Consider the following 11,397-nt stretch of genomic DNA (forward strand, 5'->3'; position numbering starts at 1 on the left):
TCACTGCTCCAGGCTCGGGGTGCTCAGGGGGTGCACGGACGGGAAGTCCGCGGAGTCGGTGGGGATGACGACCAGGGCCCGCTTCTCGGTCGCGGAGAGCCGGACGACGAGATGGCGGCGCCAGTCGGCATCGTCCCGGTCCGGGTGGTCCTCGCGCCAGTGGCAGCCGCGGGTCTCCTCGCGCCGCTGCGCGGCGGCGACCAGGACCCGTGCCACGCACAGCAGGTTCGTGGCCTCCCAGGTGTCCACGCCCGGCTCGGCGGTCTTGCCGTGCGCCTCCAGCCCGTTCAGGGCGGTGGCGTACAGCGCTTCGAGGGCCTCGGCCGCGGTGGCCAGAGACTCGGCGGAGCGCAGGACACCCGCGCCCTCCGTCATGATCCGCTGGATCTCGTGCCGGGCCTCGGCGGGCTGCAGCGGGCCGGTCGCGGGGACCGGGACGACCGGGCCGTTGCCGCCGAAGCGCTGCGCGGCGATGTCCTCGGCGATCCGCTCGGCGAAGACCAGGCCCTCCAGCAGGGAGTTCGAGGCGAGCCGGTTCGCGCCGTGCACACCGGTACAGGCGACCTCGCCGCAGGCGTACAGGCCGCGGACGGTGGTCCGCCCGTGGAGATCGGTCCGTACGCCACCGGACGCGTAGTGCGCGGCGGGCGCCACCGGGATGGGCTCGGTCACGGGGTCGATGCCGTGGGCACGGCAGGCGGCGAGGATGGTCGGGAACCGCTGCTCCCACATCTGCGCGCCGAAGTGCCGGGCGTCCAGGTACATGTGCTGCGCGCCCTGCTCCTGCATGCGGCGCATGATGCCCTTGGCGACGATGTCGCGCGGGGCCAGCTCGGCGAGCTCGTGCCGGCCGGCCATGAAGCGGACGCCGTCCCCGTCGACGAGGTACGCGCCCTCGCCCCGGACCGCCTCCGACACCAGCGGCTGCTGCCCCTCGGCCCCCGGGCCGAGGAAGAGGACCGTCGGGTGGAACTGCACGAATTCGAGGTCGGAGACCTCCGCGCCGGCGCGCAGCGCGAGCGCCACGCCGTCGCCGGTGGACACCGACGGGTTGGTGGTGGCGGAGAAGACCTGGCCCATGCCGCCGGTCGCGAGGATCACGGCGGGCGCGTGGACGGCGCCGACGCCGTCGTGCTGGCCCTCGCCCATGACGTGCAGCGTGACACCGGCCGTACGGCCCTGCGCGTCCTGAAGCAGGTCCAGTACGAGCGCGTTCTCCACGGTCTCGATGCCCGCGGCGTGGACGGCCTCGACGAGCGCCCGCGAGATCTCGGCACCGGTGGCGTCGCCGCCCGCATGCGCGATCCGGCGGCGGTGGTGGCCGCCCTCGCGGGTCAGTTCTATCTCGCCGGTCTCGGCCGAGGTGTCGAAGACCGCGCCGGTGTCCATCAACCGCCGCACCGCGTCCGGGCCTTCGGTGACGAGCAGCCGCACGGCCTCCTCGTCGCACAGGCCCGCGCCCGCGACCAAGGTGTCGTCGAGGTGCTGCTCCGGGGTGTCGCCCTCGCCGATGGCCGCGGCGATGCCGCCCTGGGCCCAGCGGGTGGAGCCGTCGTCGAGCCGGGCCTTGGTGACCACGACGGTACGGCGGCCCCCGGCGGCGCAGCGCAGCGCGGCGGTCAGGCCCGCCACGCCGGAACCGACGACCACGACGTCGGCGTCGAGGGACCAGCCGGGGGCCGGCGCGTGCAGCCGTATGCCGGTGCCTGCGGCCGTGTCTCCGCCGTCGCTTCCGGCGGGGCCTCTGCCTGGGGTGCTCACGAGTGTGCTCCGAATTCCAATGGGATGTTGTCGATCAGCCGGGTCGATCCGACCTTCGCGGCGACGGCCAGCACGGCCTGCCCGCTGAACCCGGGACCGGCCTCGGTGAAGTCCTTCGGGTCCACCAGCGCCAGGTAGTCCAGCACGAGCGGCGGCTCGTGGCGGCCCGCCTCCTCCAGGACGTGCAGCGCCGCGGCCCGTACGGCGTCCGGCAGCTCCGCGCGCGCCGCCGAGACGGCGTGCGCGTCGGCGGAGGCGCGGATCTCGCCCAGCCGGGCCAGGGCGGTGGCCCGCTCGTCGCTGGCGGGGGAGGCCTCGGCGCGGGCGCGCAGCGCCGCCTGCGCGGCGAGCCGGTCCTGCCCGGCGAACAGTGCGCGGGACAGGGCGAGCGCGGTGTTCCGCTCGGTGGGGGAGAGGTAGCGGTTGCGGGAGGACAGCGCGAGTCCGTCCTCCTCGCGGACCGTCGGTACGCCGACCACCTCCACGGGGAAGTTCAGGTCGGTCACCATCCGCCGGATCAGGGCCAGTTGCTGCGCGTCCTTCTGGCCGAAGAGGGCCAGGCCGGGACGGGTGAGGTGGAGCAGCTTGGCGACGACGGTCAGCATCCCGTCGAAGTGGCCGGGGCGGGTGGCCCCTTCGAGGCGCTCGCCCATCGGCCCGGCGCTGATGCGCACCTGCGGGTCGCCGCCCGGGTAGACCTCGTCGACGGCGGGGGCGAACACCACGTCGGCGCCCGCCTCTGCGGCGATCGCGAGGTCGGCGTCGAGGGTGCGGGGGTAGCGGTCGAGGTCCTCGTTCGCCCCGAACTGCAGGGGGTTGACGAAGACGGTGACGACGACCTGGCCGTCGGGACCGGCCTGTTCGCGGGCGGTGCGGATCAGGGTGGCGTGGCCCTCGTGGAGGGCGCCCATGGTCATCACCACGGCCCGGCGGCCGGTCCGCGGCAGCCTGTGCAGCTCGGCGGCGGTGTGCAGCAGCTCGGTCACTGGGTGCCCCCGTCGGCGTCCGTGTCGGCGAGCACGCCGAGCAGGTCCTCGGCGAGCTCGGGCTTGAGCAGACCGTGCGCGAGGGCCCGGTCGGCGGTGGTGCGGGCCATCGCCAGGTATCCGGCGACCGTGCCCGGGGCGTGCTTGCGCAGCTCCGAGACGTGCGCGGCGACCGTGCCGGCGTCGCCGCGGGCGACCGGTCCGGTCAGGGCGGCGTCGCCGGAGCGCAGGGCGTTGTCGAGGGCCGCGCCGAGCAGCGGTCCGAGCATCCGGTCGGGGCGCTCGACACCGGCCTTGGCCAGCAGCTCCATCGACTGGGCGACCAGCGTGACCAGGTGGTTCGCGCCGAGCGCGAGGGCCGCGTGGTAGAGCGGGCGGTTCTCCTCCGCGATCCACTCGGGCTCCCCGCCCATCTCGATGACCAGGGCCTCCGCGGCGAGGCGCAGCTCCTCGGGGGCGGTGACGCCGAAGGAGCAGCCGGCCAGCCGCTGCACGTCGACCTCCGTGCCGGTGAAGGTCATCGCCGGGTGCAGGGCCAGCGGCAGCGCGCCCGCGCGGCGCGCCGGGTCGAGCACGGCGGTCCCGTACCGGCCGGACGTGTGCACGAGGAGCTGGCCGGGCCGGATCGCGCCGGTCTCGGCAAGGCCCTCCACGAGGGAGGGCAGCGCGTCGTCGGGGACGGTGAGCAGGACCAGGTCGGCCAGCTCCAGCACCTGCGCGGGTGGTACGAGCGGCACGTCGGGCAGCATCCGCGCGGCGCGGCGCACGGACGCGTCGGAGACGCCGGAGACGGCGACGGGCCGGTGTCCGGCCTGCTGGAGCGCGCAGGCCAGCGCGGGGCCGACGCGCCCGGCGCCGACGACGCCGACGGCGAGCCGGGCAGGGCGTGGCTGCTGTGATGGATTCACGCGGGGAGGGCCTTCCGTTCCAGTCCGCGGGGGGTACCGGACGATACGCCGCCATGCTAGCTCCTGGGGCCATTGGCCGAACGGCGACGACGAGGACGATGATCGGGCCCTATGAGTGACGACAGCGAGGAAACGGAACGTACGAAGCGGCTGGTCGCGGCTTGGCGCGGGGCGGGGCGGAGACTGTCGCGCAGCCTGCTGGAGCCCACGGTGGGGGAGCTGCTGGCCCCGCTCGCCGACGCCCCGTACGACATGGACGGCCCGGCCGACGTGTACGGCGACGGGGTCGTCGCCGCGCTGGAGCGACGGGTGGCGCAACTGCTGGGGACGCAGGACGCCGCGTTCTTCCCCAGCGGGACGATGGCGCAGCAGATCGCGCTGCGGTGCTGGGCGGCCCGGACCGGGAACCCGGTGGTGGCCCTGCACCCGATGAGCCATCCGGAGCGGTGGGAGGGCGACGCGCTGTCGGTCGTCTCCGGGCTGCGGGTGGCGCACCCGACGACGGAGGCGCGCCAGCCGTCGCCCGAGGAGGTCACCGCGCTCAGGGAGCCCTTCGGCACGCTGATGCTGGAGCTGCCCCTGCGGGACGCGGGCTTCCTCCTGCCGACCTGGGAGGAGCTGGAGGCCCTGGTCGACGCGGCCCGCGAGCGGGAGGCGGTGGTCCACTTCGACGGGGCCCGCCTGTGGGAGTCGACCGTCCACTTCGGGCGCCCGCTGCCGGAGATCGCGGGGCTCGCGGACTCGGTGTACGTGTCCTTCTACAAGTCGCTCGGGGGCCTGAGCGGGGCGGCTCTGGCGGGGTCGCGGGACTTCGTGGAGGAGACCAGGGTCTGGCGGCACCGGTACGGGGGCCAGATCTTCCGGCAGTTCCCGCAGGCACTGTCCGCCCTGGCCGGGCTGGAGCGGGAACTGCCCCGGCTGACGTCGTACGTGGCCCAGGCGCGGATGGTGGCCGGGGCGCTGGGTTCGGCGTTCGCGGAGTCGGCGCTCCCGTGGGCCCGGATCCACCCGGAGGAGCCGCACACGCACCAGTTCCAGGTGTGGTTGCCGTACGACGCGGACCGGCTGACGGAAGCGGGTCTGCGGCAGGCGGAGGAGACGGGGACGGTCCTCTTCCGCCGCTGGTCGCCCGACGGGCCGCCGGGCCTCTCGGTCACGGAAGTCGAGGTCACCGAGCCGGGCCTGTCCTGGACGGAGTCCGACGTGGCGCAGGCGGTCGCGGACTTCGTGGCCCGCCTCTGACGGGCTTGCCGCCGCACGCAGCCGCCCTCGCCCCGCCCGTCCACTGTTCCCGGGCTCCCTCTCGTTCAGCCCCGCCGGCGTTGGAGGCGCGGGGTGTTGGGGCGGAGCCCCGGGAAACGGCGTCGCACCCGGACGCCCGGCTTCGCCACGAAACACCGAATTCCCGGAAAGGCACCGGCGCGGGCCGACGACGGAGATACCGTCCTTCGACGACAATTACCGGCCACCGCGCCCGGAGGAGACACCATGACCACTCAGCCCGCGTGGCGGAAGTCCTCGTTCTGCGGTGAGGGCGACGCCTGCGTCTACGTCGCGACCTCCCCCGGCGCCCTCGTCAAGGTCGCCGACCGCGTCGACCCCGCCCACCTCGTGCTCGCCACGACCCAGGCAGCCTGGGCCGACTTCCTCCGCGCGGTCAAGGAGACCGGCTGAGGGACCGCCGCGGCGCGCCGCTCGGGCACATCTTCAGGGGGTTTTGTCCGATTAGCGCGTATCTTCGGCGCATGCCCACGCCCTACGGATCCCGCGGCGGCATGGCGTTCAGCGCGTCCGAGCTGCACGTGCTCAGGCGCCTCTTCGCCCACGCCCTTCAGTCCTCCCCGGCCCCTCTGACGGCCGCGGAGGTCCAGGACTGCCTGTGCCTCGCACAGTCGGTGGACGACGCGGCCCAGGAGGCGGGCCGGCTCAGAGCCTTCCTCCTCGAGGATCTCGCCCGCTACCGGGCCGCTCTGCCCGGCAGCCTCTCCGGCTACCTGAGGGTCCTCCGGGACGCCCTGGCCGCGGGCTGTGAACCGGCGAACGACGACCTCGCCGCCCTGCGCGCGCTGCGCGCCAATCCGGCCGCGGCCGCGCTGCTGGACCGGGCCGAGACCGTCGCGGAGCGCTCCGTACGCCGGCGGCTGTCGACCGCCCGCGCGCCCCGGACCCGGCTGCTGGCCCTGACCGGCGGCAAGGAGGAGCCGCCACGCCCGGCGCCGCGGCCCCACCCCCAGGATCCGCCGCGCCCCGAGCGGCCGGTTCCGACGCCCGGCGAGGTGTTCCCGCCGCGCCGGAAGCCCGCGCCGCCCCCGGCGGCCGGGCGGGCCGTCGGGTAGCTAGTCTGTGGTCATGGACTACGTCTCCGCGCTCGTGCCCCCCATCGCGATGGCCGCGTTCTTCATCGCTCTCGTCGTGACGATCGTGAAGAGCCAGGGCGGCTCCAACAAGACCAAGGAAGACGCGGTGGTCGACGCCGTGCTCGCCCGGGCGGAAGCCGCTCGGCAGCAGAAGTAACCCCGGGACGACGGGCGTGCGGCATACCGGCTGCACGCCCGATTTGTTGCGCGTTACCAGGCGAATAGTCGGGCAATTCCGCACAACCCGCACTATCGTGCTGTTGTGCCTCGCCCCTTGGGAGAACTCGAAGACGCCGTCATGACGCGGGTGTGGCAGTGGAACCGCCCGGTCACCGTTCGTGAAGTTCTGGAAGACCTCCAGCAGGAACGGTCCATCGCGTACACCACGGTCATGACCGTTATGGACAATCTTCATCAGAAGGGCTGGGTCCGCCGGGAAGCCGAAGGCCGCGCCTATCGATATACGGCGGTCTCCACCCGCGCCGCCTACTCGGCCGCACTGATGAACGAAGCCTGGTCGACGAGCGACAGCCCCGCCGCCGCCCTCGTCGCCTTCTTCGGCATGATGTCCGCGGAACAGCGCGAAGCCCTCAGGGACGCCGTACGGGTCGTCCAGCACGACGACGAGTCCGGCGCCGAGGCCGCCGCCGAACCCCCCGCTCCGCAGGAAGCCGAAGGGGACTCCGCCGAGCGCCCGCGGGAGCCGGGGCGATAGCGTCGGCAGCCATGGGAGAGTTTTCCACTGCACATGCAGAAACAGTGACGATCCGCCGTGCCCGCACCGGTGATGTTCCCGCGCTGCGCCGCCTCCTCGACCAGTACGTGCAGCAGAGGATCCTGCTCGACAAAGCCCCGGTCGTCCTTTACGAGGACATCCAGGAGTTCTGGGTCGCGGAACGCGACTCCGACGGCCAGGTGGTCGGCTGCGGCGCTCTCCACGTGATGTGGGAAGACCTCGCCGAAGTGCGCACTCTCGCGGTCGACCGCGACTTGAAGGGCGCCGGCGTCGGTCATCGCGTGCTGGAGCAGTTGTTGCGCACCGCCCGCACGCTCGGGGTGAGCCGCGTTTTCTGCCTGACCTTCGAAGTGGAGTTCTTCGCGAAGCACGGCTTCGTCGAGATCGGCGAGACCCCGGTCAAGACCGATGTCTACATGGAGCTCCTGCGTTCCTATGACGAGGGCGTCGCCGAGTTCCTCGGTCTCGAACGAGTGAAGCCGAACACCTTGGGCAACAGTCGGATGCTTCTGCACCTCTGATCGATGGCCTCAGCTTTTCCAGCGCTCCGCGAACCTGTGGCCTATGTCCGAATCGCGCACGTTTCCCGCCCCGTTGCGGTCTCGAACCTCTCCCCGGGGGTTTGTGTTTTCCAGGCAAAAGCGGTTTCCTTTCCGCGTACTGCTTTTCGATGAAAGGAAATCCCGGTGGCACAGAAGGTTCAGGTCCTTCTTGTCGACGACCTCGACGGTGGCGAGGCGGACGAGACGGTGACGTTCGCTCTGGATGGCAAGACCTACGAGATCGACCTCACCACCGCCAACGCTGAAAAGCTCCGCGGTCTGCTCGACCCGTACACCAAGGGCGGTCGCCGCACCGGTGGCCGTGCCACCGCGGCCCGCGCCAAGGGCCGCGTCGCCGCGACGACCGGCAACCCGGACACGGCCGAGATCCGTGCATGGGCCAAGGAGAACGGTTACAACGTGAACGACCGCGGCCGCGTCCCGGCCGACATCCGTGAGGCCTACGAGAAGGCCAAGGGCTGACGGACCCCGTTCGTACGCCGCCCCAGGCGCGCCCGGTGACATTCCGTCGCGGCCGCCGCGACGAGGCGTACGAGATCGGCCCCGCGAGCGGGTCCGGCGGCCCGCCCGGGACCGGGCAGGGCCGGGAGCAGTGCCTCACACCCCTGCTCGGGGGGTCGCAGCCACACGGCGGCTCCCCGGGGGCTTCCTCCCGAGGGCGGTCCCGGGGGAGCCGGGGCGGTGATCCGGCCACCCGCACCCAGGGCGGTGAGATCGAGGGCGACCCCGCCCCACTCCAGCCAGTCGAGCAGCCCGTCCAGCTCCTCTGCGCTCCCCGCGGCCACCAGGAACCGCATCCGGAGCCCCATCAGGGCCACCGGACCCGTGGCGACCGGCCTGCGCAGCAGCGCCGCCCCCGCATCGGACGGCAGCTCCAGCACGTCGAAACGGATGCCGGTCGCGAGCCGGCCGGGCGGCCCGCCCGTGACGGTCCAGCCGAGCTCCCGCTCGTACCAGGCGGCGTACGCACCCACCTCGGGCGAGGCGTACGCACCCTCCTCGGGCGCGACGCGGGGCAGCGGGACGGTCGGCAGGGTTGCGGCCATGCCCTGAGCAACTTCCGAAAAGCCCCTGGGGTTACGGCTTGCGTGACACACCGCACTCACCCGCATGCGGAACGTAAAGGTCCGGGGTCGCGGAGTCCCACATTCGGGACGGAATCGTGTTCGCCCTAAGCTGAGTGGACCGGTGTCAGTGGCATGGAGTGTCAGTCCTCACGGGTAAGACATTCCTAGGGGATCGGGGCCGACACGCTGTTTTGAGCGGGCTTCCGTTCGCCATCGGCGTACACGCATGACGGGTATCTGCCTGGCCTGCGGGAACATCGTCTCGCACCATCGAGTTGGAGCAGTTGTCGGCTCTTCAAGCCGGTTTTCCCCGCCGATGCAGGGTGAGCCGTGGACGGATGTCGGCAGTTGGAATGAGCTGTCCCGCCCCGCGGGACTAGCATGCGGAAGGACAGGGCGGGGACCGACCCCGAACTGCCCGACCGCTCTGAGGAGCGATAAACGATGTTCGAGAGGTTCACCGACCGCGCGCGGCGGGTTGTCGTCCTGGCTCAGGAAGAAGCCCGGATGCTCAACCACAACTACATCGGCACCGAGCACATCCTCCTGGGCTTGATCCACGAGGGTGAGGGTGTCGCCGCTAAGGCCCTGGAGAGCCTCGGGATTTCGCTCGAGGCTGTTCGCCAGCAGGTTGAGGAGATCATCGGTCAGGGGCAGCAGGCCCCGTCCGGCCACATCCCCTTCACCCCGCGGGCGAAGAAGGTCCTGGAGCTTTCGCTCCGAGAGGCCCTCCAGCTCGGCCACAACTACATCGGCACCGAGCACATCCTGCTCGGCCTGATCCGCGAGGGCGAGGGCGTCGCAGCCCAGGTCCTGGTGAAGCTGGGCGCCGATCTCAACCGAGTCCGGCAGCAGGTCATCCAGCTGCTCTCCGGCTACACCGGGGGCGGCAAGGAGTCGGCCACGGCCGGCGGCCCCACCGAGGGCACTCCCTCGACTTCGCTCGTCCTGGACCAGTTCGGCCGCAACCTCACCCAGGCTGCCCGCGAATCCAAGCTCGACCCGGTCATCGGGCGCGAGAAGGAGATCGAGCGGGTCATGCAGGTGCTGTCCCGCCGGACCAAGAACAACCCGGTCCTCATCGGCGAGCCCGGCGTCGGCAAGACCGCCGTCGTCGAGGGCCTGGCCCAGGCGATCGTCAAGGGCGAGGTCCCCGAGACCCTCAAGGACAAGCACCTCTACACGCTTGACCTCGGCGCCCTGGTCGCCGGTTCCCGCTACCGCGGTGACTTCGAGGAGCGCCTGAAGAAGGTGCTCAAGGAGATCCGCACCCGCGGCGACATCATCCTGTTCATCGACGAGCTCCACACCCTCGTGGGTGCGGGCGCCGCCGAGGGTGCGATCGACGCCGCCAGCATCCTCAAGCCCATGCTGGCCCGTGGTGAGCTCCAGACCATCGGTGCCACGACGCTGGACGAGTACCGCAAGCACCTCGAGAAGGACGCGGCCCTCGAGCGCCGCTTCCAGCCGATCCAGGTGGCGGAGCCTTCCCTCCCCCACACGATCGAGATCCTCAAGGGCCTGCGCGACCGGTACGAGGCCCACCACCGCGTCTCCATCACGGACGAGGCCCTCGTCCAGGCGGCGACGCTGGCGGACCGGTACATCTCGGACCGCTTCCTCCCGGACAAGGCGATCGACCTGATCGACGAGGCCGGCTCCCGGATGCGCATCCGCCGGATGACCGCGCCGCCGGACCTCCGCGAGTTCGACGAGAAGATCGCGGGCGTGCGCCGCGACAAGGAGTCGGCCATCGACTCCCAGGACTTCGAGAAGGCGGCCTCTCTCCGCGACAAGGAGAAGCAGCTGCTGTCGGCGAAGACCAAGCGCGAGAAGGAATGGAAGGCCGGCGACATGGACGTCGTCGCCGAGGTCGACGGCGAGCTCATCGCCGAAGTCCTCGCGACCGCGACCGGCATTCCCGTCTTCAAGCTCACCGAGGAGGAGTCCTCGCGACTGCTCCGCATGGAGGACGAGCTCCACCGCCGGGTCATCGGCCAGAAGGACGCCATCAGGGCGCTCTCCCAGGCGATCCGTCGTACCCGTGCGGGTCTGAAGGACCCGAAGCGCCCGGGTGGCTCGTTCATCTTCGCCGGCCCGTCCGGTGTCGGTAAGACCGAGCTCTCCAAGACGCTCGCCGAATTCCTCTTCGGCGACGAGGACGCGCTGATCTCCCTCGACATGTCGGAGTTCAGCGAGAAGCACACGGTTTCCCGTCTCTTCGGTTCGCCCCCCGGCTACGTGGGCTACGAAGAGGGCGGCCAGCTCACCGAGAAGGTGCGCCGGAAGCCGTTCTCCGTCGTCCTCTTCGACGAGGTCGAGAAGGCCCACCCGGATATCTTCAATTCCCTTCTCCAGATCCTGGAGGACGGTCGCCTGACCGACTCCCAGGGCCGGGTCGTGGACTTCAAGAACACGGTCATCATCATGACGACCAACCTCGGTACCCGGGACATCTCGAAGGGCTTCAACCTCGGCTTCGCGGCCCAGGGCGACACCAAGACCGGCTACGACCGGATGAAGGCGAAGGTCAACGAAGAGCTCAAGCAGCACTTCCGGCCCGAGTTCCTCAACCGAGTCGACGACACGGTCGTCTTCCACCAGCTCACCGAGGAAGACATCATCCAGATCGTCGACCTGATGATCGCGAAGGTCGACGAGCGCCTCAAGGACCGCGACATGGGCATCGAGCTGAGTGGTGACGCGAAGCTCCTGCTCGCCAAGCGCGGCTACGACCCGATCCTGGGTGCCCGGCCGCTGCGCCGGACCATCCAGCGCGAGATCGAGGACATCCTGTCGGAGAAGATCCTCTTCGGCGAGCTGCGCCCCGGTCACATCGTGGTCGTCGGCAAGGAGGGTGAGGGCGAGGACGCCAAGTTCACCTTCCGCGGCGAGGAGAAGTCGGCGCTGCCGGACCTCCCCCCGATCGAGGCCACGGGCTCCGGCCCGGACCTGTCCAAGGGCGCGTAACGCGTAGGTGCGACTGAGCACCACAAGGGGCGGCCCCGGAACCTCACGG

General features: G+C 71.3%; 12 protein-coding genes. 8 read left to right on the forward strand and 4 right to left on the reverse strand.

Annotated features, from left to right (window positions below; genetic code table 11):
- From ACWGIF_RS28410 to ACWGIF_RS28420, 3 genes are read right to left on the reverse strand one after another with little or no spacing between them, the layout of a single operon-like run.
- On the reverse strand, positions 1–1,761 hold the full coding sequence (locus ACWGIF_RS28410; RefSeq protein WP_453501705.1) for an L-aspartate oxidase: 1,761 nt from the start codon (positions 1,759–1,761) through the stop codon (positions 1–3).
- Entirely contained in the window at positions 1,758–2,747 is a 990-nt protein-coding gene (panC, locus tag ACWGIF_RS28415; protein WP_453501706.1) for a pantoate--beta-alanine ligase, read from the reverse strand. The genes ACWGIF_RS28410 and panC overlap by 4 nt, the downstream gene beginning before the upstream one ends.
- Positions 2,744–3,655, reverse strand: a complete 912-nt coding sequence (locus tag ACWGIF_RS28420) for a Rossmann-like and DUF2520 domain-containing protein (RefSeq protein WP_453501707.1) — start codon at positions 3,653–3,655, stop codon at positions 2,744–2,746. The genes panC and ACWGIF_RS28420 overlap by 4 nt, the downstream gene beginning before the upstream one ends.
- Positions 3,656–3,766: 111 nt before the next feature.
- On the opposite strand from ACWGIF_RS28420, the gene ACWGIF_RS28425 reads away from it, so the two are divergent.
- The 7 genes from ACWGIF_RS28425 (at position 3,767) to ACWGIF_RS28455 (ending at position 7,773) form a co-directional block, all read left to right on the forward strand.
- Positions 3,767–4,897 (forward strand): threonine aldolase family protein, encoded by a 1,131-nt coding sequence (locus tag ACWGIF_RS28425; RefSeq protein WP_453501708.1) that lies wholly within the window; start codon positions 3,767–3,769, stop codon positions 4,895–4,897.
- 246 nt (positions 4,898–5,143) lie between these two features.
- Complete coding sequence (locus tag ACWGIF_RS28430) at positions 5,144–5,329, forward strand: DUF397 domain-containing protein (protein ID WP_453501709.1); 186 nt, start codon at positions 5,144–5,146, stop codon at positions 5,327–5,329.
- A gap of 71 nt (positions 5,330–5,400) precedes the next feature.
- A complete protein-coding gene (locus ACWGIF_RS28435; RefSeq protein WP_453501710.1) occupies positions 5,401–5,991 on the forward strand; it encodes a hypothetical protein in 591 nt (196 codons plus the stop codon).
- A gap of 13 nt (positions 5,992–6,004) precedes the next feature.
- Positions 6,005–6,169, forward strand: a complete 165-nt coding sequence (locus tag ACWGIF_RS28440; protein WP_453501712.1) for a hypothetical protein — start codon at positions 6,005–6,007, stop codon at positions 6,167–6,169.
- A gap of 105 nt (positions 6,170–6,274) precedes the next feature.
- Positions 6,275–6,727, forward strand: a complete 453-nt coding sequence (locus ACWGIF_RS28445; RefSeq protein WP_453501714.1) for a BlaI/MecI/CopY family transcriptional regulator — start codon at positions 6,275–6,277, stop codon at positions 6,725–6,727.
- A gap of 11 nt (positions 6,728–6,738) precedes the next feature.
- Positions 6,739–7,269: an amino-acid N-acetyltransferase gene (locus ACWGIF_RS28450; RefSeq protein WP_453501715.1), complete on the forward strand. Its 531-nt coding sequence runs from the start codon at positions 6,739–6,741 to the stop codon at positions 7,267–7,269.
- 165 nt (positions 7,270–7,434) lie between these two features.
- Positions 7,435–7,773: a histone-like nucleoid-structuring protein Lsr2 gene (locus ACWGIF_RS28455; protein ID WP_453501717.1), complete on the forward strand. Its 339-nt coding sequence runs from the start codon at positions 7,435–7,437 to the stop codon at positions 7,771–7,773.
- On the opposite strand, the gene ACWGIF_RS28460 is transcribed toward ACWGIF_RS28455, so the two are convergent.
- A complete protein-coding gene (locus ACWGIF_RS28460) occupies positions 7,752–8,357 on the reverse strand; it encodes an SCO3374 family protein (RefSeq protein WP_453501718.1) in 606 nt (201 codons plus the stop codon). The genes ACWGIF_RS28455 and ACWGIF_RS28460 overlap by 22 nt on opposite strands.
- 465 nt (positions 8,358–8,822) lie before the next feature.
- Here ACWGIF_RS28460 and ACWGIF_RS28465 point away from each other — a divergent pair, with 465 nt between their 5' ends.
- Positions 8,823–11,348: an ATP-dependent Clp protease ATP-binding subunit gene (locus tag ACWGIF_RS28465; protein ID WP_453501720.1), complete on the forward strand. Its 2,526-nt coding sequence runs from the start codon at positions 8,823–8,825 to the stop codon at positions 11,346–11,348.
- Positions 11,349–11,397 lie beyond the last annotated feature (49 nt).

The sequence above is a fragment of the Streptomyces sp. NPDC054849 genome (genome assembly GCF_053610945.1).

What these genes read in the sequence shown, in the direction of transcription:
- ACWGIF_RS28425 (WP_453501708.1), top strand. Translation starts at nt 3,767, where the DNA reads ATGAGTGACGACAGCGAGGAAACGGAACGTACGAAGCGGCTGGTCGCG.
- ACWGIF_RS28430 (WP_453501709.1), top strand. Translation starts at nt 5,144, where the DNA reads ATGACCACTCAGCCCGCGTGGCGGAAGTCCTCGTTCTGCGGTGAGGGC.
- ACWGIF_RS28435 (WP_453501710.1), top strand. Translation starts at nt 5,401, where the DNA reads ATGCCCACGCCCTACGGATCCCGCGGCGGCATGGCGTTCAGCGCGTCC.
- ACWGIF_RS28440 (WP_453501712.1), top strand. Translation starts at nt 6,005, where the DNA reads ATGGACTACGTCTCCGCGCTCGTGCCCCCCATCGCGATGGCCGCGTTC.
- ACWGIF_RS28450 (WP_453501715.1), top strand. Translation starts at nt 6,739, where the DNA reads ATGGGAGAGTTTTCCACTGCACATGCAGAAACAGTGACGATCCGCCGT.
- ACWGIF_RS28460 (WP_453501718.1), bottom strand. Translation starts at nt 8,357, where the DNA reads ATGGCCGCAACCCTGCCGACCGTCCCGCTGCCCCGCGTCGCGCCCGAG.
- ACWGIF_RS28465 (WP_453501720.1), top strand. Translation starts at nt 8,823, where the DNA reads ATGTTCGAGAGGTTCACCGACCGCGCGCGGCGGGTTGTCGTCCTGGCT.